Source organism: Dermatophilaceae bacterium Soc4.6, assembly GCA_039889245.1.
In the GTDB taxonomy this organism is placed as follows: domain Bacteria; phylum Actinomycetota; class Actinomycetes; order Actinomycetales; family Dermatophilaceae; genus Lapillicoccus.
The window spans coordinates 2,199,412-2,219,559 of sequence record JAZGVH010000002.1 but is presented as its reverse complement, the minus strand read 5'-3'; the positions used below and the strand labels follow the sequence as shown (position 1 = coordinate 2,219,559).

Sequence of the window (20,148 nt, the reverse complement as noted above, 5' to 3'; positions counted from 1 at the left end):
GGACCCGGTCGAGCACCACCACCTGACCGTCGGAGACGAGGCACCATGGCCGTCCAGCCCGTCGCGCTATCGATCGCGACCCCCGCCCCGAGCGAGCCGCGGCGAGCCCCCGACCCACGGGCGCCCGGCCCACGGGCCCGCGACCACGTCAGCTCGTATGCCGCCCTGCTGGCCCAGGTGCGTGCCGCCGGCCTGCTCGAGCGGCGCCTCGGCTGGTACGCCCGGCACGCCCTCGTGCTGGCGCTCGCCCTCGCCGGTCTCGTCACCGCCTCCGTCCTGCTCGGAGACTCCTGGTGGCAGCTGACTGTCGCCGCCGGGGTCGGCGTGCTCGTGGCCCAGCTGGGCTTCCTCGGTCACGACGCCGCCCATCGCCAGGTCTTCGCCTCCTCGCGGGCCAACCTGCGCGCGTCCCTGCTGATCTCGACCCTTGGCATCGGGCTCAGCCACGGCTGGTGGATCCACAAGCACAACAAGCACCATGCCAGCCCCAACGAGGAGGGGCGAGACCCCGACATCGCGCCCGGCGCGATCGCGTTCACGCCCGCGGTCGCCGCGACCCGGCGCACCGGAGCGGTCGGCTGGTTCACCCGCCACCAGGGCATCTTCTTCTTCCCCCTCCTGCTGCTCGAGGGGGTCAACCTGCACGTGGCCGGCATCCAGACCCTGGTCCAGCGTCGAGACCTGCCGCACCGGCGCCTCGAGGCGACCCTCCTCGCCCTGCGCCTCGGCGGCTACCTCGCGGTCGTCTTCGTCTTCCTGCCCCCGGGCAAGGCCGTCGCCTTCCTCGCCGTGCAGCTCGGCGTCTTCGGCGTGCTGCTCGGGGCCGCGTTCGCCCCCAACCACAAGGGGATGCCGATCGTGCCGCGCGGTGCGCGCCTCGACTTCCTCACCCGCCAGGTCGTCATGTCGCGCAACGTGCGCGGCGGCCCGGTCGTCGACACGATGATGGGCGGGCTCAACTACCAGATCGAGCACCACCTCTTCCCGAGCATGCCGCGGGCCAACCTGCGCCGGGCGCAGCCCCTGGTGCGCGCGTTCTGCGGGGAGCACGGGGTGAGCTACACCGAGACCACGCTCGTGGCGTCGTACGCCATCGTCGTGCGCTACCTCGACGCCGTCGGCCTCGGCGAGCGCGACCCCTTCGCCTGCCCGCTCGCGGGAGACCTCGGCCGCTGAGCCCGTAGGGGCTCAGTGACCGCGCGGGACCGAGGACAACCCCCCGCTGGGGGTCGAAGCGCAGGATCCACCCGCTCCTCGACCCGACCACACCGGCACCCGGTGGGTAGCAGGGACACGAGCGAGATGGAGGGGACGTGGCGCGCGGGGTCCCCGAGGAGGACTGGCGCGAGACCAGTCAGGGGCGCGTCGCCGAGCGGCCCTTCCAGCCACGCGCAGCGGCGACGGCGCCCACGACGACGACCACGGGGCCAACCACCGCCCAGACGCTGTTGCCGCTCATGGCACTCCGGCCCACGTAGCTCAGCCCCTGCAGCGTCCACTGGGCGCCAGCCCGAGCGGAAGATCCAGAGCAGGCCGCCGGTGGGCGACGGGGTGGCGGAGTCGCCGGTGGCGGCGGAGCTGCCGGTCGTGGCCCGGGCAGGCGCGCACCTGCCGTGCTGATCCCGACGGGGGCAGCCAGCGTGCAGGCCGCGAGGGTGACGGCGAGCAGGGCGCGGGTGGGGCGGAGGGGCGAGGTCATGACGGGCCTCTCGCAGGAGTCGTGGCGCCGCTGTCGGTGTGTCACGACGTCCACCCTGTTGACGCGGCGGGTGGCTGGTCCGGTTGCCCGAGGCCGGGTCAGGACGGGGGCGTCTCGAGGGCCAGCACGGCCGTCGCCAGGTGGGAGAGCTGGCCGCTCAGCCACGCGCTGGCCCGGGCGCGTTCAGCCGTCGTGGGCAGGGACTGAGAGCCGACCGCGATCAGGTCGCCCCGCTCGATCGACCCGTCGGGACGCTCACGGGTCAGGCTGACCTGGAAGAAGGTCCCCTGCACCGTCCCCGAGCACCTGCGACGGCTGGGTGGTCGGTGCGGTGGTGGGTGCGGTGGTCGGTGCCGTGGTCGGTGCCGGTGGGGGGGGCGGCGTCGCCGGCGCCGTCCTCGTGCTCGATGCGGTCCCACTTGCGGTAGACCGAGACCAGGGCGTTCTGCACGACGTCCTCGGCCAGCAGCCAGTCGCCCACGACGAGGTAGGCGGTCCGGCAGAGCGACGGGTAGGCAGCCGCGACGAAGGCGGCGAAGTCCTCGTCGCGGGCACCGTCACGGGAGCCCCCGCCCCGCAGCCATGCGATCTTCACCGGACCATCCTCGCTGTCGCCCACCATGGTGCCCCTCGCCGGGGCACCTGACCAGTGGACGCGCGCGGGCAGCGATCAGGTTGCCTCCACCGACGTGACGACGCCAACCACTCGCGTCGGGGGGCGGCGCTGCATACGGTCGGGGAATGAGTGCAGACCCGGCCATCGACCCCTCCGTCGCCCCGAGCGGCACCGGCTGTGTGGAGTGCCTCGCCGACGGCTCGTGGTGGTTCCACCTGCGCCGGTGCACTGCGTGCGGGCACATCGGCTGCTGCGACAACTCCCTCGGGCGCCACGCGACAGCCCACTGGGAGGCGTCTGGCCACCCGCTCCTCACCAGCTACGAGCCGGGGGAGGACTGGTTCTACGACTACCGCGACGAGTCGATGCTGGCTGGGCCGCCGCTCGCGCCCCCGACCAGCCACCCCGACGACCAGCCGGTGCCGGGGCCGGCCGGTGCGGTGCCGGACGACTGGCAGGAGCAGCTCAGCTGACGGCGGGCACTCCGGCGGTCAGTGGGTGGCGCGCAGCCCCGTGACCGACGGGGGTGGCGCGATCGCGGGGCGCAGGTCGGGGGCGGCGACCACGGTGGTGGGGCGCTCTCCGAAGAGCACCTTGCCCGACCACGCCGGGCCAGCGACGTCGTCCGCCGGGTCCTCAGCCCACTCGTCCGAGAGCCGGAGCGACCACTCCTGCAGCGGCATCGCCAGTACGACGGTGGCCGCGAGCTCCTTGCGGGTCGAGCGGCGCACCTCGGCCACCCGACCCGGCACGAGGCGGTCGGTGAGCACGTCGAGGGCGACCGCCTTGGCGTCTCCGGTCACCTCGACGAAGGTGCCGAAGACGACCGCGCTGCGGTAGACGAGCGACGACTCGAACGCCGAACGGGCGACGACCACCCCGTCGACCGTGGCGACCGAGACGACAGCCGGCGCGTCACGCACGATCCCCAGCCAGCGCGAGCCGGTCGACCCGTGCACCAGCAGCCGGTCGCCCCAGCGCACGACCGCGGTCGGCATGATCCCCGGGCCGCCGTCGGGTGCGACGAAGGCGACGTGCCCGACGATGGTCGCGTCGAGCAGCGCGTCGAGCGCCGCCCGGTCGCGAGACATCTTCCCGGGAAGCCGGGTGGGCTCGGTGCGTGTCATGGGAGCACTCTGGCAGGCCGGCGGCTAAGAGGTCGTCTCGGCCGCACCCGGGGCGGCGATCGTCGGGTCCGACGTAGTCTCCTCGGTGTGCCCAAGACGCCTTCCGTGTCGCTGCGACCGAGCACGGTCGACGACCTGGATCTCCTGTTCGAGATCGCCGCCGACCTCGATACCTGGGAGGAGCGAAATCCGCAGGCGCCGCGACCTCTGACGAGGGACCGCTTCGATGCCCGGCTCGTGCGGAGGGCCGACGACGACGACCCGCGAGCGGCGGTCTCCCTCGTAGTCGACGTCGACGGCACCGCGGTCGGCAGCGCGACCCTCTTCGACGTCGACCTGCTCGCCCGCCACGCCGAGGCGGGGATCGCGCTCGTGCTCAACGCCCGGGGCCGTGGCATCGGCACCGCCGCGATGATCCAGCTCGTCGAGTTCGGGTTCGTGCGTCACAACCTGCGCCGGATCCACCTGCAGGCGATCGCGTCCAACGTCGCCGCGATCCGGGCCTACGAGAAGGCGGGCTTCGTGATCGAGGGACGGCAGCGCCAGCACGCCTGGGTACGAGGCGCCTACGAGGACATCGTGCGCATGGGGATCCTGCGCTCGGAGCACACCTCCGTAGTCTGACCGGGTGGCCTCGGGCGCACCGCCCGGCGCCCGGCGTCAGAGCGCGTCGAGAGCGGCGTCGACTGCCGTGACGAGCGCGTTCTTCGCCTCGTTCGAGATGCGGTGGTTGAGGAACAGCGCCCAGTCGAGATCGTCACCTCGACTGTGGGCGATGGTGCTCGTGCCCTCGAGGTCGCCGTAGCGCGTCCCCGGCATCCGGCCGCCGGTGTCCCAGGCGGCGTGGGTGCCCAGGAGCCGCGCCGTCGTCGTCGCCGACGTCGCGAGCCCGCCTGCGGTCGGGCCGGGCTCGAGGGCCATCTTGCTCACGAACGTCCCGGGGGAGTCGAGGGAGCCCCAGACCAGCCCGTGCCGCGTGAGCCCCTGCGCGGTCGGCTCGTCGAACTGGCTCTGGTGGCGGGCGGCGTCCACACCGTGGTGAGCGCGGAAGGAGTCCCTGCTCGCGAGGAGCGTCGGGGGCCGTCTGCTGTTACCTCGCACGCGATCCGACGATCGGAGAGTGCCGGCTCAGGTGCGGCGTCGGCTATCGCGTCCCGTCCGATGACGCAACGGGCGTCCCTCCGCCTTGCCGTGAGCCTGCCGTCAGATCTTGAGGCCGGTCTTCTCCAGGATCAACCGGGCGGCACTGTTCCTGGCCACGTCCTTGCTGGAGTCGGACAGCGGCTCCGAGATGGTCACGGTGCCCTGCGGGCCAGAGACCTTCATCTTGCCCGTGCCGGCGCGTTCTACCTCACCGCCCGCCTTCTGGATCTTCTTGACCAGGTCCCGAGCAGCCGAGGAGCGCCAGCGTTCAACCATGGCCTCAGCCTACGCGCTCGGTGGGTCGTGGGTCGATGTAGGTTCCCGCGTGATGTGTCGTCCGAGCAGCGCTCTGGCCTGCGGTTTGACAAGAAGCTGAGACGCTCGCGTTCTCATTACCTTGTCCAGATCCTCAGTGGCGGCGTACCGCAGGACGACCCGGTCCCGGGGCACCCATCCGGACGGGCTAAACGGGACGCCAACTACGGCGGACCACGGTTGCCTTACGCCGCTCCCGCAGGCGGGTCCCCTATCGGACAACCCTCGCCGTCATGTCGGAGGTTGCCAAGGGCGCGGTCTTGTGTGATAGCAATCGACACCGACCGCGTTGCCTCCTCAGCCACGACAAGCTGGCCACGCCTGCAACGTGCACCGGCAACGTCCTCAAGGACGGTAGGTCAGCTTGCGGAACGTGACGTGCCTGTACACGCCTTGGTCAGCGACAATCTGGCGTCTGACGGTCCGGGTCTTGTGGGCGTTCTGGTGGGGAGCGCTTGGCTTGATAGGCACGCGGTCAGACGTCGAGCGCCCGAGCTGCCTCGTCGAGGAAGGCCTGGTCGGCCTGGGAGCGGCGCAGCCCAAACAGGGCGGTAAGCAGGCGTGGGTCGTGAGGTGGTGGTCCACCGCCATCGGGGTCGAAGCCGCGGTGGGTCAGGATCTGCCGGCAGTGGGTCTCGGACGCCTCGGTTTGGCTGCGCCAGCTGGCGAGCAGTCGGGTGACGTTCTCGACCGGGGCATGCGCCGCGAAGAACAGGAGCAGCTGCTGCGGGTGTCGTGGCCGTTCGCTCACGTCGAGGTGGGTCAGCCACGCCTGGAACGCCTCCCGCCCGGCGGGGGTCACCGCGTAGACTCGCTTGGTGGGGGAGGCCGCCTGGGGGACGTCGGTGCTCTCGACGAGGCCGCGCTGCTGCAGCCGGGGCAGCTCGGCGTACAAGGCCGACCTCGTCACCGGCCAGAAGTGCACCACGCTGCGCTCAGCCCTGTGCCACAGGTCGTAGCCGCTGGCCGGCTCGTCCAGCAACAGCCCGAGCGCGAGCCAGGCAGCGTGAGGATCCATGCCGATGTCGTCGGCCCATCAGCGCCCCACCTTGCTCGTGACGGGCCTTGCCTTCTTCATGGTCCTGCTCGACACCACCATCGTGACCGTGGCGCTGCCGTCGGTGCAGAGCGACCTGTACGCCGACCTCGGGTCGCTCAGCGCCGTGGTCACCGGTTACACGCTGCCGTTTGCTGTGCTGCTGCTGCCCTGCGGCACCCTCGGTGACCGGTTCGGGCGCCGCCGCCTGTTCCTCGTCGGGCGCCGTCAGCAGCGTCCTGCTATTGCGCGCTAGGCGCGTCGCTCACCCCCCAAGCGCCGACGTTCCCGTCGCCGTTCCCCATGAAGGAGCCCCCACATGCCCCGTTCACCCTCCAGCACTTGCTCGACGCGCTGCACACCGCTCTCGCCGAGGCCGACCGGCGCTCCATTCCCTCAGGGATCTGCCTCGTCGACGACGGCGGGCACGTGCTGCTGCACGCCCGCCACCCCGACGCCCCGATAGCCGCTGCCGACAGTGCGCTGAGCAAGGCCCGCACCGCCGTGTGGCTCGGGGCCGACACGGGGGCACTGCCGCCGACCTCACCCCTCGTGCCCGCCCTCACGTCCGGCGTGTCATGGCCCGTTGCCGTTTTCCCCGGTGGCCTTGTGCTGCGCCAGCACGGCAGGATCGTCGGCGCCGTCGGCGTCGGCGGGAGCACCGACCCGGCCGATGATGCCGCCGTCGCCTCCACGGCTGCCGCACGGCTGACCGGCGCGCACGACGCCAACGGCTGACTCGACCGACTCTTCGCAAAGCCCGCCCAACAACAGGACAGCGGCTCCCGCTTGGCCAACCTCCTGCGGGCGACCCACGGGCGACCCACCGCCGACCCGGCTGGGGACCGCGCCTGGCTCCTTAGGCAACTCAAGAGTTGGAGCCCCGCACTGAACGCGCCGATCCAGAACGCCGGTGACGAGATCATCCCCCGACTGATTCATGCCCTGCCGGTCGGCCACCTGTGGCCACGGGTGCCGGGTGCCTACGCGGCCGACATGTTCTCCCGCAGCACGGTGTCGCCCGCGATGTCCGCTGCCAATCTGGAGTCGTTCTCCGAGCCCGACACGCTGGAGCGCGTGGTCGCGCTCTTCTGGGGCCTGAGTGTCGGCAAACCGACTTGAGAAGGCGCGAGCGGTTGAGACGATGTCCGAGACGGGTCCAGTAGCTGCACGGAGACCGAGCCCATCTCTGTCGCGAGGTCCTTCGTCTCCATGGGGGGCTGATAGTCGGCTGAGGCACCTCGTGCTTCTCAGGGCTAACGCAGGGGCGCCGGTCTACGCGGGCGGTCCGACATAGGTGAGACGGGTGGTGGGCATGGGTGAAGTCAAGCACGGGTCTCCCCAGCAGATCCTCGTTCTGGTCACCGGTCCCTGGGTCCTTGCGCGCTCCTTGAGGTGGGCACAAAATTCTGTATGAACGCACTCCACACACGTGATTAACGCAGTGCGGACCATTGATGGGGTAATCAACGTCTGCCGAATCATCTGGTCGGTGCCGGAGCGCCGGAGCATCGATGACGGTGTGCCGCACGTAGCGGTCGCGGCATCGACCCCATCAGCCGGGTAGTGGGACCGTTGCAGTTTTACCGCCGTACCCGTTCTTGAGGTCGTGACCCTCGATGGTCACCGAGCCGACTGAGGAGGGGATCCGCACGTTCGTCTGCGTTCGGGTGAACGGTTGTTCTGAGGCATGGTCGTGACCGAGTGTCATCTCACCGAACACCCTGTCGCCGCTCTTCACCCGCCACCCGTCGGCATAACGGTCTGGAGAGTCGTACGGTGAGCTCATCGTGACGTCGAAGGTCCAGGTGCCGTCCGAGGCGCGTGACGGGGACACCTTGACGACGCTCGGGAACCTCGACTGCGCAGCGGAAGCTGTCAAGCCGACGGGGGCCGGAACTGATGTCGACGCGGTCGAGGAGCAACCCCCGACAGCCAGAGCGCCGGCCGCGATGAGCACGATCACGGACAGTCGATTCATCCCGCAATCATGTCAGGCATGACAAGTCTCTGACCGCAGCCCATTGAGCGATCCCAAACCGGGACGGCCGCGCTCGTCGCGGTTGCCTGTGCCGGGGTCAGATCCGTCTCCGCGCGAGGTTCCGCCTCCGAGACGGGCCTTGCCGGCCACCGGCCTCTGACGCAACGGCTTCACGGTCATACGCGGCGAAAAGACACAGCCTGATCTCGCACCCTGATGGGGCTGAGCGGCCTACGCACTCGGCGTGCATGCGAACTGGTGGACCCGTGACCAGTCGCCGCAGCGCACTGGTGCTGGGGAGACAATCTCGACGGTGAGGTCGGTACGGGCGACAGCACGGCATTCCACTAGAACCCCGTCCGGGTCCCCTGACCCGACCCGACCGACTAGACCGACCCATCCGACCCAACCCCCGACCCGGACATGCGGTGGGGCGGAGGAAGTTCCGACTGCCGGCCGTGAACTCCGGCAGCCAGCTTCGCCGCGGCCCCCCGCGGGATGGGACGGGCTGGTCACGGGGTCCGCGTCACCATGTGGAGCTGGATTGTCAAGGGCCATTGAGATCTGCCCAGAGGCGGTCGTGAGACCTGCCCGGTGACGGTCACGAGAACTGCCCGGTGGTGGCCATGGGATCTGCCCAGTGCTGGCCACCCTCGGCCTCAGGGCGTGGGTCAGGTCAAGGGGCTCACCCCCGCGCCGGCGAGGGCTTGGGTCAGGCGGACGCTGTCGCCGGTGGTCTGACAGATGTGGGCGTGGTGCAGGAGCCGGTCGACGGTCGCGGTTGCGAGGGTCTTGGGCATCAGCTCGTCGAACGAGGCGGGGTGCAGGTTCGAGCTGATCGCGATGGACCGCTTCTCGTACGCGGCATCGACGAGGCGGTATAGGCCCTCGGCGGCGTCGTGGGCCACGGGGAGCAGGCCAATGTCGTCGACCACGACGAGATCTGCTCGCAGGACGCGGGCGATGGCGCGGGTGACGGTGTCGTCGGCGCGGTGGCGGCGTAGCAGGATGCCGAGGTCTTCGAGGGTGAACCAGGCGACCTTCAGGCCTTGCTCGACGGCTTGCTGGCCCAGGGCCTCGAGCAGGAACGTCTTGCCGGTGCCCGAGGGGCCGCACACGACGAGGTTCTCCCGCCGGTGGACCCACTCCAAGGTCCGCAGGGCCTGCTGGGTCGGCGCGGGGATCGAGGAGGCCTGCGGGTCCCACGCGTCGAACGTCTTGCCCGTGGGGAACCCGGCGGTGCTGCGGCGGGTCGCGAGGGCGGACCGTTCCCTGCCGGCGGCTTCCTCGCCGAGCAGGGCCCGCAGGACCTCGACGGGTTCCCACCGTTGGGCCTTCGCGGTCGCGACGACTTCAGGGGCGTGGCGCCGGATGTGCGGCAGGCGTAACCGCCGCAGCAGCGCCTCGAGGTCGTCGGGCAGCGGCGGTGGGGCCGGGACACCCAGGGCCGGGGCTGCGGTCGTCTTCGTCGCCGAGCTCACGAGGTCACCTCCGGTCGAGGGTCGTTGACCGTGACAGCACGGTCGTTACACAGCGCCGACGACGACGCCGTCTCCGGGCCCGAGGTCAAGGTCGAAGTCGTGGCAGCGCCGAGGGCGGCCCAGCTGGAGGTGCCCTGGGTCAGGGACCCGTCTTCTCCGGCACGGCTGACCGCCGCGTTCCGCGTGACGTGTTGGTGGTGATCGAGGATGGACGCGAGGTCGGCCTCGGCGAACCGGGCGTGAACCGCGGCGTGGCCCAGCGCCCAGTCGACGTCCTTGGTGTCGAACAGCTTCGCCAACGTCACGGCCTGGGCCATCTTGACCCGGATCTTCGTCGTGCCCGCGGCCGCGGCCTCGCTCAGCCACAGCCGGGCACCGTCACCGATGGTCAGGAACTCAACCTCAGCAGCGTTCCGGGCCAACGGTTTCCGCCCCAGCGCCCCCACGGGGGTGTGGGGGAAGTGGTCATCGTTGATCTTCGGGCTGCCCGGGGTAGCACGGGCGTGGCGGGCGACTTCGACCGGCCCGGTCGGGCCGACGTGCACGAGCACGATCACCTCGTCAGCGCCTTTGCCGTGGACGCGGACCCACACCGTTTGACCGAGCAGCCGGGCCGGGACGGAGTACTGCCCACCCTCGAACGAGACCATCGGGGTGCTCGGCGGCACGGTCCGGGTCACCCCAAACGCGACCGTGTGCGGGACGAGCGGGATGGGGTGAAGCCGGGCGTGTTCCTCGGCGAGCATCTCCACCGGGACCCGGCGGGTGACCCGGTGGACCCTCGTGTTGACGTGGTCACAGAACTCCTCGCACGCGGCCTCGAGCTGCGCGAACGAGGCGTACTGCTCGCGCAGGTTCGTGTCCTTCGGGACCAGGTCAGCCTTGGCGATCTTCACCGACGACTCCGACCCACCCTTCGACGCCGGGTCAGCCGGGACGCAGGTGTGAATGGTGAGACCGTAGTGCCGAGCGAAGGCGACGATCCCCGGGTTGCGCACCGGCACCCCGGCGACATGCTCGGTCGTGACGGTCTTCTCGTTGTCCGTCAACACGTACGTCGGGGCGCCACCGAGCCGGCGCAGCGTCACGTCGAGCGCGGCCATCACCGACGGCATCGTCTTGTCCCGGATCGGCAGGACCACCCGGAACCGCGACCACGCCAACCACGCGATGAACAACGTGGTCTTCACCCCGTCGATGACCGGGCCGTCACCGAAGTCGTACTGCAGCCACATCCCCGGCTCCGTCACCCACGGACGGTGGACGCGGACACGACCGAGGCGGTAGTCCTTCTTCACCGCCGCGACCGCGCGTCGGGTCGTGCGCTCGGACCCGGTGTACCCGAGGGCTGCGAGCTTCTCGTGGGCTCGATCCGCGCGGAGCTTGCCCTTGGACCGCTCGATCCACTCCTCGATCTTGGGCAGGAACTCGTCGATCAGCTGCGGTCTCGCAGCGGGACGATCGGACAGGACGCCCGATTCGCGGGCGGCGACGTACCTCGCGACGGTGTGGTGCGAGACCCCGGACAACTCCCCGGCGTCCCGCAACGACCCGGTCAGGTCGAAGGCTTCCAACATGTTCATGATCTCCTCGGCAGACTTCATGGTGTCCCTCCTGGGGGGCGGCAGGCGCATCAGCACCGCCACCGCACCCCAGGAGGGGCCTCAACCGCTGTATGCGGTGAGGCCAACGAACTCGTGTCGGGCAGATCCCGTGACCGTCAGCGGGCACTTCTCGTGGCCGCTACCGGGCAGTTATGTGGCCGCCTCCGGGCAGTTTCTCGTGGCCGCTGCCACTGGATGTCCTCGACGGTCCCGTGCCGCGCGTTCTTGAGGGTCGCAGGACCACCAGTACGCGAGGTGAGACGCCAGGACCTCGCGCACACCCTAGGGGACGACGTGCGACAGCACGGGCGACGGGCACGTCCTCGTCGTCGGGGTCCCAGTCCAGGGTGCATGGTTCAGCCAACGAGGCCGAGCCCCACAGGAACGTCTCGTTGCTTGCCGCAGTCGAGGCACTCCTGGTACCTGGCTCCAAACTCGGAGCTGTCGGGGTAACGGTGCGTCCGCCAGCGGTGCCACAGATGTAGGCGGCTTGTCCACCGTCCGGGCCGTCGGGTCTCCTGTCCCGGCTCGCGATTGCGGGTGTCGGTCATGTCCGATCTCCTCTCAGAGTTCGCCACGGAAGGTGGCATCCTTGTACTCTACCTAGCCTCCTAAGTAGAGTACAAGGATGTCTTTCCGGCATCCGCGAGGGGACCCTGAGGTCAAAACCGGTAGGCGCTCCCTCCCAGTCCAAGAAGCTGCCGCCCTCGGTAGAGTTCATGCATGACCCCCCGGATGACGCTGTCGACTCAGCTCGTCTTGCGGGCCCTGCTCGCCGACCCGACGGCCGAGTACTACGGCGCCGAGATCGGTGACGCGGCAGGGCTGATGAGCGGAACCGTGCATCCGATCCTCGCTCGGCTCGAGTCGATTGCCTGGGTCGAGTCACGCTGGGAAGAACTCGACACCCGAGCCGCCGGCCGGCCGGCCCGCCGGTACTACCGGATCACCGCCACCGGGGCCGAACAAGCGCGCAACGAACTCGCCCGAATCCGACAGCCGCAGCCCGGCCGCCTCGCACCGCATCCCCTCCCCGGCACGTCATCATGAAAACGCAAGCAGCGGGCCGAGCGCGTTGGGTCCGGGTCACCCCGATCGCGAACGTCCTGGTGTCCGTCGCGGTGCATGTACTGCCGAACGGAGCGACCCGTGACCGGTACCGGGTCGAGCACGACGCTGAACTGCGCGCCCTGTCAACCGGCCGACAGGTGACGTACGCGCTCGGCGCCGTGATGACATCACTCGCCCTGCGGCGCGCGTCCTCCTCCGGGGCCACCGAACGGGGCGTGACCGAGGGGCTTGCGCGGGTGAGGAAGCCCCTCCTCTGCCGGCTCAACGTGCACCACACCTGGCTCTGGCATAGTACCTCCGACGGCGGCCGGTTCCGGCGCTGCGAACGCTGCGGCAAGGACCACCCCGGAATCCCCCGGGGCCCGGGGGACTGGTTCCACGGAGCCTGACCCCGGACTCGAACCTGCAGTGTGGCCTCGACACCCATTTGCCCGCGAACGCCGTGCGGTTCCGTGGGCGCGGGAGCCGGGTCTGCGAGACGCAACGCGGCAATCCAACGGGAGCGCCCCACTGGTCCCGGGACCGCGCATCCCCGGGCCGGGCGAGCCCACTGTCGGGCGCCGGAACACTGCTGGGGCGTCAGCCACCACCGCCTGCATCCGGCGGGCGGCTCGCAGTCGCGCTCTGCCGGCCACCGGCCGCATGCGGCCGCTGAGCAGTGCCCTCCTCGGAAGCGACCCCACCACCTCGTCGGGGCCCAGCGCCGAACTGCTACGGGGCCGGCGTCGATCGGCGGGCAGGCCGCGGCTCCTCAGGTGGTCGAGTATGTGCCACGCGTGCTGGCGGGCTCTCCGGGCACATCGTCCCGCCAAGTCCCTAGCGACCTAAGAGATACTTGCAGATCCCGGGGACGGGGCGCCCCGGCGAACTGAAACGGTCGCCACGTGGCAGAAGGGGACGGCCGCACTCGCGGCGGTGTGACGCGGGTTGTGTGCCCTCGGGCTGCGAGGCCGGTGCATCGGTGGGCTCAGGTGGAGGTTGACCGCGACGGACCCCCACAGGCATCCAACCGACGCCCACGCCACCGCAACTGGCCAAGCAGCCGAATCTTGGCGCACCGCGGTGCGCCCCGGAGGCGGCGCCAACCTGCTCACGTGAACTGACTTGAGGCAGGCGGTGGCCCCATGCGTGGTCCGCTGGAACTGATGTCGTGGCGTTGAGCCCATAACGCGGCGGAGGTGCGGTCAGCGACGCCGAGGACCGTGAACACTCGCGTGAGGTGCGCCTTGACGGTTTTTTCGCTGATCGTCAGCCGTCGGGCGATGCACTTGTTCGCGAGACCGGTAGCAACGAGGGCCAACACCTCCTGCTCACGCGCCGTCAACAGGCCCGTGTTGGTGTTGGTGACCGGCCGGGTACTGGGCAAGAGCGCCCGGGCGGCTTTGGGAGACAGCGGGACACCGCCGTTGACGGCGTCGTGCAACGCTTTGATGATGTCCTCGGGTTCGGCGTCCTTGAGCAGGTAGCCGACCGCCCCACCTTCCAGCGCGGCGCGGACGCGGGCACCTTCGCAGTACGACGTCATGATGATGACCTTCGTCGTTGGTCGCACCGCCAGTACGGCGCGTGTCGCGTCGATCCCGTCAAGCCCTGCCATGTTCAGGTCCATCAGTACCAGGTCCGGCTCCAGGTCGTTCACTGCTGCCGCCGCCAGGGAACCGTCGCTGATCTCCCCGACGACGGCGATGCCCTGTGCCGTACCCAGCACGGCGCTCAGACCACGACGGACGACCGCGTGGTCATCGACGACGATGACCCGGATCATCGAGACACCATGGCATAAGTCCGCTCTGGCGCCGACGACTCTCGGGGCTGCTCCGCCGCCGGCTTGAAGGGCACTGTGACCGTTACCTCGGTACCCTGGTTGACGAACGAGTCAACGGTCAGGGCTCCGCCGTGGGAGGTGACTATGGCGTCGAGCAGCTCGAGTCCGACACTGCCACGGTGGCGCGCGGAACTCCCATCGGTGTCGAACCCACAGCCATCGTCGCTGACCCGCAGCACAAGAGTCTGCAAACCCCGGGCCGAAGTGGGGGTGAGGACGCGAGTGACGCTCAGCGTCACAGCGCTGGCATCGGCGTGACGCACGATGTTGCGCACGGCTTCCTGGGCAGCCCGGTAGACCAGAGTCTCGGTGGTCTCGTCGAGCCCGTCGGCGGCGGTGACATCGAAATCGATCCTCAGGCCGCGCAGTTCGAGAGTCGCGCCCAGGTCGGCCAGGGCCCGTGGGAGGCCGTGCTCATGGAGTGCAGGCGGGGTGATCGTCACCACCAGGCTCCGCAGCTCCCGCATCCAGCGACGTAGATCCTTGGCTGTGTCCGACATGACCTGAGCCATGCTCTCCTTGCTGTCACCGATCCGCACGGCTGCCGCGCTCAGCGAGTACGACGCGCCGGTCAGGCCCTGAACGACACCGTCGTGCAGGTCTGCGGCGATGGTCGCCCGTTCGCGATCAGACGCGGCGAGCGTGGCCAGGAGCAGACCTTCACGTTCGTCCTGGCTTCGTTTGAGACGGCGGGCCATTCGGTACGCCAGTGGCGCCTGCACAACGTAGAGCAAGGAGAGCCCGCCCAGGAGGACCGGCATGCTGGACCGCCACAGCCGTTCGCTGGAGTCCGTGATGACCTGATAGGGCTGGTAGGTCTCGAACAGCAGCCGTTGTCCGGTGGGCGTCCGGACGACCTGGTACACCTGAAGGAGCTGCCCCCACTGTTTCTCGTCCTGGTTCTCGGCGCCCGACAGGTCGCTGACCTCCGCGGACGCGCCACCGTTGTCGAGTACCGCCTTCTCCTGGCCTTCCAGCGGAAAGCGCGTCCCGACCAAGGAGGTGTCGTCCGAGTACGCGATGCGTCCGGTGGCATCCCAGATCTTCACGCGCACGATCTGGTGGCCGATCACCCGCTGGCGCACGACGCGATCGAGCGTCACCTCTGCTGGTCCTGGCACAAGGGCTTCGTCGACCAAGACTGGACCGACGACTGCGGTTGCCTCCAGGTTCGTCACCATCAACGCCTGTCGGATCGCCTCGGCGGTCGCGGTCGCGTGCAGGACGAGGGCCAGGACGAAGGCCACCACGGTAAGGACGACCAGCCCGGCCAGGAGAAACGTCGCGACCGCCTTGGGCACGGAGACCGCCCCTGGCGGCTCGGTGTCCGCGATGCCACGCGATCGCCGGGTCATCAGACACGTCTTCGACTGGGCCGGCTGGGCCGGCTTGGGGATCAACGTGCCACCTGACGGCGGGATGGGAGCAGTTCTTCCCCACATGGCGCTGCCGCCCTGCTCACGCACCGTGCGCATGCCCACCCCTTCCGGTCGAAGAGTCGACCTCTCTCGCGAAGGATCCAACGACGGCCTTGGGAAAACCCTGAGGCGACCAGTTGTGGCGGCCCCGGCCGCGCTTCGCCCGGGGCGCTCGACCTCGGTCGCGCCGAGGTGCTGTGTGGTCTTACGACCAAAGTCGTAGCCGCCTGGCTGGCCCTACGACCAATGTCGCATGGCGTGATGACTGGCGACGCAGGAGCCTGACCTCAACACCCCTGTTGCCCAGGCCTAACAGATCAGCTGGGTCCTGGATCCGGACCCCCCGGTCGTACTCGTCGCTGAGGACGTCTGGTGGGTGAGTCCACGCTTGGTCGCCCTTGAGGACGCCGTTGCCACGGTTGACAAAGGGCAGGATGTACTCACGTGAGGAAGAACCGTCATGAACTCGCAACCGTCGACATCATCAGGGCCCCTGTTCGTGCGTAGCTCCCGCCGGGAACGCTCCCAGTTGCGGGGCTTCTTCGCTCGTGTCCTACCGGTCGCGTTGGCGGCCACCGTGGGGACGGTGTCTCTTGCGGTCCTGGTGGCTGCCCCCGCGTCCGCGGCCACCGGTGAGGCGTACCTGCAGCAGGCCACCGACCCGCACGGGAACATCTGGCTGGCGGGCACCACCGACGGGACCACGGCGGGGCCGATGGATCCGGGAACGGACCCCGCCAGCGCGGGTTACGGCCACCTCTGGACCACCGACGTGCCCTCCGGCTTCTGCCGGATCCTGCCGTCCTCGACGGACCCGGGCACCGGCGCGGTGACGGCGGCGGTGCTGGACCGCAACACCGTCGGTGGGTGTATCACCGCCGGGGGCAAGGCTGGCGGGCCGGCGTTGGACTCGCGCCGCAACGCCGACGGGACGTTCTACGTGTACACCCCCGACTGGTCTGTGCGCAGCAGCGGAGTGTACCGGTTGACCTACAACCCGGGCACCCAGACGATGACCAAGTCGGAGCTGCTGGCCCCCAACCGGTTCCCCTTCGACAACAAGCCGTTCGACGTGCAGCTGGGCCCACTGGACCACAAGCTGTACGTGAGCAACGACAAGGACGGCAACCTGCTGCGGATCACCGGGGTCAACGGGCCGCTCAGTCTGCAGACGGTCGAGTCCGTCGGCAAGTCCAGCGACGCCTCCCGGATGCGCGCGCTGACCTTCGCGTGCTGGTCCAACCTCGGCTCGCTGAACGGCGGGCTCGGAGCCTCGCGGGCACCCGGCGCTCCGGGCTGCTCGGCCGCCGACCCGGCACCGGACCTGGTGCTGGCCCAGAAGACCTCGATCACGGTCATCCTCAACGCCGAGACCTGCCAGAGCGCACCCGGTGGGTGCACCGCGGTGAGCACCCCGATCAAGGTGCTGACCCCGATGGGGTTGCGCACCGACCCCGCCGACCCCAGCGTCGTGTACGTCAGTGACTCCCCGGGTTCGATCTCCCAGATCATCCGCTACCACATCGGCACCAACTTGCAGGACTCCTACGCCAACTACGGGGTGATGCCCGACGGTTCCCTCTCACAGTTCTCCTTCGCCTTCGACGTCGGCTTCGGACCGGACCACGCGATGTACGTCGGGGACGACCCGACCGCGGGAGCGACCGCGTTCAACGGACGCTACTTCCGGGTCGGACCCAACGCCCCCGCGGACGCCCAAGGCACGCCCGGGGTACCGGCGAACATCCCACCGCTGCCGACCCCGTTCAACGGGACCTTGTACGGCGGAGCTTTCGGCACCGACACCGCCCCGGCGGGCTACTCCGACCCGACCCTGCCGGGCAACGGGGTGTGGCTGCCGGGCGCCCTGGGCGGGCACCTGTGGGCCGCGGACTCGATCGCCGGCCTCTGCCGCATGGATGTCCCCCCACCGCCGGCCGGCGTTCCCGCCGCGGCCGGAGCGCTGACCCACGAGAACGTGTCCACCTGCAAGGTCGGCGCCACCGCCGGTGGGCTGCTCAAGCCCGAGCAGTCCTCCTACGACGCCGGCCGCCACCTGCTCTACGTCGCCGACGGCGGCACCAAGAGCGTGGGCGTGGTGCGGTTCAGCTTCGACCCAACCACCGAGACCCTGTCCAACCCGCAGGTCATCGCCGCCGGGCTGGTCGGAACCGGTCTGGGCCTGGATGGCCAGCGTGCCGACGCCGTCGCCCGTGACCCGCTCACCGACGCGCTCTACGTCGGGTTCCGCACCCGCAAGATCGGGGCCAACACCCAGATCGCCCGGGTCCCGAACGCGTCCGCGGCCGACACCACCACCCAGAACGTGGACTTCCTGGCCCAGACCACCCGCGACGTGCCGGTCTTCGGGCTCGGCGTCGTGGTCAACCCCGCCATCGGCGGGTTTCCCGCCACCGCAGACCTGTACGTCGGCGACAACAAGGGCGTCGACACCCTCTACAACGTCGGCGCCTGCGTCCCGGGGGGCTGCTCCCCGATCCTGCTGCTCAACGTGCGTGGCCCCAAGGGCTTCGCCACCGACGGCACCGACCACCTGTGGATGTCGTCCCCACCCCCACCCGGTACCGCCAGCAGCACCACCACGGTGCAGCAGTACACCATCAGCACCGGAAACCTGGCACCGTTCACCGCGATCGGGGTCAACCCCGACGCCACCCAGCAGCCCTACGCGTACGCGTTCGGCCTGACCCTCGACACCGCCGGCAACGTCTACGTCTGGGACAACCCCAACGTGCTCGCGCCACCGAACAACGTGGGCCACGTGTGGAAGATCAACATCGGCGCGGCCGGCCCGGCCCAGCCCGCCCTGACCAGCAAGCCCGCCAACCCGGGCAACAACCCCAGCCCCACCTTCGCGTTCGCCTCGGCCACCGGCGGTGTGACCTACCAGTGCTCACTCGTGGCGACCACCACACCGGCCACCGCGGACGCATTCACGGCCTGCACCTCCGGGCAGACTTTCGGCCCCCTCGCTGACGGCCCGTGGACGTTCAAGGTCCGCGCGATCGACGGCACCGGCACGACCAGCACGGCCGCCGCCTACGGATTCACCGTCAACACCGTGACCCCCGTGGTCAGCATCGGCTCCTCGCCCGCCAGCCCGACCAAGGTGAACACCCCCTCGTTCACGTTCACCTCTTCCAAGGCCTCCACCACGTTCACGTGCTCGCTCAGCACGGGCGCGGCGGCCTACTCCACCTGCGGGTCCCCGCAGACCTACACCGCCCAGCCCGACGGCACCTACACCTTCTCGGTGCAAGGCGTCGACCTGGCCGGCAACCTGAGTGCCCCCACGAACGTCACCCTCACCATCGACACCGTCGCCCCGGTGCTCACGGCGGCCCCGGCCGGAGGTTCCTACCCGTCCGCGCAGTCGGTGACGTTGAGCGCCAACGAGGCCGCGAGCATCTACTACACCACCGACGGGTCGGCGCCGACCACGGCCAGCCCCGGCTACACCGCACCGATCCCGGTCGCGGCCTCCACCACGCTCAGCTACCTCGGCGTGGACACCGCCGGAAACACCTCCACGGTCGCCACCCAGACCTACACCATCGGCGCCGTGATCCTCGACAGCTCGCCGGCCAACCCCTCCGCGGACACCAGCCCGACGTTCGCGTTCTCCACCCCCGGCATCACCGGCGCCACGTTCACCTGCGCCAAGACGGCCGGGCCGCCCACCGCGGCGGACTTCACCCCCTGCACCTCACCGGTCAGCTACCCCGCCACACCCAACGGGACCTGGACATTCACGGTCAACGCCGCTGACGCCACTGGAACCCCAGCCGGCTCGGCCACCCGCACCTTCCTGCTCGACAGCGCCCCCCCGGTGCTGACCAGCAACCCGGCCAACCCCTCAGCAACCTCCACCGAGACCTTCGCCTTCCACAAGGCGCAGACCAGCGGGTGGACCTACCAGTGCAGCCTGGTCGCCTCCGCCGCAGCCGACGCGTTCAGCGCCTGCACCTCACCGACGTCCTACCCGGGAGTCGCCGACGGCACGTACACCTTCAAGGTGCGCGCTCAAGACGCGGCCGGGGTCAGCTCCACGACCACGGTGTACACGTTCATGGTCACGGCCGGGTCGACCGCCCCCACCACCACGGCGCCGGTCGCCTCGTTGACCATCCCCTCGGGGCCGGTGTCGCTGACCGCGGTCCCGGCACAGCTGAACTGGACCGGGAGCCCCAACGCCACCGGCTACGAGCTACAGCAGTCGATCAACGGCGGCGCCTTCTTCGACATCGCCGGCTGCACCGCCACCACGACCTGCGCCACCACATCGGCCACGGTCAACGTGCGCCCCAGCCTGACCAACCAGTCGACGGTGACGACGTACCGCTACCAGGTGCGCGCCATCAACGCCTCCGGGGTGTTCGGCCCCTATGCGGCCGCCGCGGCCTTCTCCGCCCCGGCGACCGACAACACCGGCGGCTTCAGCTTCAACGGCGGCTGGAGCGGGGTGAACCTCTCCGGCGCCTTCAACGGCTCGGTCCAGGAGTCCAGCACGATCGGTGCCCTCGCCCAGAACAGCACCGGGTTGGCCGGGGCCACCGTGGCGTGGGTCTCGACCACTGGACCAGACCGCGGGATGGCCAGCGTCTCCGTGGACGGCGGTCCCGCCGTCACGGTCGACTTATACTCCGCGACCCTGAAGCCGGCCACCCTGGTCTGGCAGGCCACCAACCTGGGCAGTGTCAACCCCCACACCATCAAGGTGACAGTCCTCAGCGCCCGGAACCCGGCCTCGGCCGGCAACAAGGTCGACATCGACGCCTACCTCGCCCTGAAATAGACCGGCAGACCCGGCG

19 protein-coding genes are annotated in these 20,148 nt (G+C 69.9%); 8 read left to right on the top strand and 11 right to left on the bottom strand.

What is annotated here, in order from left to right:
* The first annotated feature begins 45 nt into the window (after positions 1–45).
* Complete coding sequence (locus V3N99_10195) at positions 46–1,176, top strand: acyl-CoA desaturase (protein ID MEO3937116.1); 1,131 nt, start codon at positions 46–48, stop codon at positions 1,174–1,176.
* Between the two features lie 178 nt (positions 1,177–1,354).
* Here V3N99_10195 and V3N99_10190 read toward each other — a convergent pair whose 3' ends face one another.
* The 3 genes from V3N99_10190 to V3N99_10180 form a co-directional block, all read right to left on the bottom strand.
* On the bottom strand, positions 1,355–1,699 hold the full coding sequence (locus V3N99_10190; protein ID MEO3937115.1) for a hypothetical protein: 345 nt from the start codon (positions 1,697–1,699) through the stop codon (positions 1,355–1,357).
* A gap of 98 nt (positions 1,700–1,797) precedes the next feature.
* A complete protein-coding gene (locus V3N99_10185) occupies positions 1,798–1,992 on the bottom strand; it encodes a hypothetical protein (protein MEO3937114.1) in 195 nt (64 codons plus the stop codon).
* On the bottom strand, positions 1,962–2,294 hold the full coding sequence (locus V3N99_10180) for a sigma factor (GenBank protein ID MEO3937113.1): 333 nt from the start codon (positions 2,292–2,294) through the stop codon (positions 1,962–1,964). The genes V3N99_10185 and V3N99_10180 overlap by 31 nt, the downstream gene beginning before the upstream one ends.
* Before the next feature lie 146 nt (positions 2,295–2,440).
* Here V3N99_10180 and V3N99_10175 point away from each other — a divergent pair, with 146 nt between their 5' ends.
* Entirely contained in the window at positions 2,441–2,788 is a 348-nt protein-coding gene (locus V3N99_10175) for a UBP-type zinc finger domain-containing protein (GenBank protein ID MEO3937112.1), read from the top strand.
* Positions 2,789–2,806: 18 nt separating this feature from the next.
* Here V3N99_10175 and V3N99_10170 read toward each other — a convergent pair whose 3' ends face one another.
* Positions 2,807–3,442 carry a pyridoxamine 5'-phosphate oxidase family protein gene (locus tag V3N99_10170; GenBank protein ID MEO3937111.1) on the bottom strand — a complete coding sequence of 212 codons (636 nt, stop codon included), beginning with the start codon at positions 3,440–3,442 and terminating at the stop codon, positions 2,807–2,809.
* A gap of 87 nt (positions 3,443–3,529) precedes the next feature.
* Here V3N99_10170 and V3N99_10165 point away from each other — a divergent pair, with 87 nt between their 5' ends.
* Positions 3,530–4,066: a GNAT family protein gene (locus tag V3N99_10165; GenBank protein MEO3937110.1), complete on the top strand. Its 537-nt coding sequence runs from the start codon at positions 3,530–3,532 to the stop codon at positions 4,064–4,066.
* A gap of 36 nt (positions 4,067–4,102) precedes the next feature.
* Here the strand turns inward: V3N99_10165 and V3N99_10160 are convergent, their stop codons facing one another.
* The 3 genes from V3N99_10160 to V3N99_10150 form a co-directional block, all read right to left on the bottom strand.
* Entirely contained in the window at positions 4,103–4,474 is a 372-nt protein-coding gene (locus tag V3N99_10160; protein MEO3937109.1) for a hypothetical protein, read from the bottom strand.
* A 171-nt stretch (positions 4,475–4,645) separates the two neighbouring features.
* Positions 4,646–4,861: a hypothetical protein gene (locus V3N99_10155; protein MEO3937108.1), complete on the bottom strand. Its 216-nt coding sequence runs from the start codon at positions 4,859–4,861 to the stop codon at positions 4,646–4,648.
* A 514-nt stretch (positions 4,862–5,375) separates the two neighbouring features.
* Positions 5,376–5,918, bottom strand: a complete 543-nt coding sequence (locus V3N99_10150; protein ID MEO3937107.1) for a PadR family transcriptional regulator — start codon at positions 5,916–5,918, stop codon at positions 5,376–5,378.
* Between the two features lie 4 nt (positions 5,919–5,922).
* Between V3N99_10150 and V3N99_10145 the strand changes: the two genes are divergently transcribed.
* The 3 genes from V3N99_10145 to V3N99_10135 are packed head-to-tail and all read left to right on the top strand — an operon-like array spanning position 5,923 to position 7,058.
* Positions 5,923–6,192 (top strand): MFS transporter, encoded by a 270-nt coding sequence (locus tag V3N99_10145; protein MEO3937106.1) that lies wholly within the window; start codon positions 5,923–5,925, stop codon positions 6,190–6,192.
* 47 nt (positions 6,193–6,239) lie between these two features.
* Complete coding sequence (locus V3N99_10140; protein ID MEO3937105.1) at positions 6,240–6,674, top strand: heme-binding protein; 435 nt, start codon at positions 6,240–6,242, stop codon at positions 6,672–6,674.
* Positions 6,675–6,725: 51 nt separating this feature from the next.
* On the top strand, positions 6,726–7,058 hold the full coding sequence (locus V3N99_10135; protein MEO3937104.1) for a hypothetical protein: 333 nt from the start codon (positions 6,726–6,728) through the stop codon (positions 7,056–7,058).
* A 1,530-nt stretch (positions 7,059–8,588) separates the two neighbouring features.
* Here the strand turns inward: V3N99_10135 and istB are convergent.
* Positions 8,589–9,398 carry an IS21-like element helper ATPase IstB gene (gene istB / locus V3N99_10130; protein MEO3937103.1) on the bottom strand — a complete coding sequence of 270 codons (810 nt, stop codon included), beginning with the start codon at positions 9,396–9,398 and terminating at the stop codon, positions 8,589–8,591.
* Complete coding sequence (gene istA, locus V3N99_10125; protein ID MEO3937102.1) at positions 9,395–11,002, bottom strand: IS21 family transposase; 1,608 nt, start codon at positions 11,000–11,002, stop codon at positions 9,395–9,397. Before istA ends, istB begins: the two co-directional genes overlap by 4 nt.
* 723 nt (positions 11,003–11,725) lie before the next feature.
* Here istA and V3N99_10120 point away from each other — a divergent pair.
* The gene (locus tag V3N99_10120; protein ID MEO3937101.1) at positions 11,726–12,052 is read left to right on the top strand and encodes a helix-turn-helix transcriptional regulator; all 327 of its coding nucleotides are present in this window, start codon (positions 11,726–11,728) and stop codon (positions 12,050–12,052) included.
* A 1,111-nt stretch (positions 12,053–13,163) separates the two neighbouring features.
* Here the strand turns inward: V3N99_10120 and V3N99_10115 are convergent.
* Together V3N99_10115 and V3N99_10110 are read right to left on the bottom strand one after the other, a co-directional pair.
* Entirely contained in the window at positions 13,164–13,838 is a 675-nt protein-coding gene (locus V3N99_10115) for a response regulator transcription factor (GenBank protein ID MEO3937100.1), read from the bottom strand.
* Positions 13,835–15,373 (bottom strand): ATP-binding protein, encoded by a 1,539-nt coding sequence (locus tag V3N99_10110; GenBank protein ID MEO3937099.1) that lies wholly within the window; start codon positions 15,371–15,373, stop codon positions 13,835–13,837. The genes V3N99_10115 and V3N99_10110 overlap by 4 nt, the downstream gene beginning before the upstream one ends.
* Positions 15,374–15,902: 529 nt before the next feature.
* Between V3N99_10110 and V3N99_10105 the strand changes: the two genes are divergently transcribed.
* Positions 15,903–20,132, top strand: a complete 4,230-nt coding sequence (locus tag V3N99_10105) for a chitobiase/beta-hexosaminidase C-terminal domain-containing protein (protein MEO3937098.1) — start codon at positions 15,903–15,905, stop codon at positions 20,130–20,132.
* Positions 20,133–20,148: the final 16 nt, after the last annotated feature.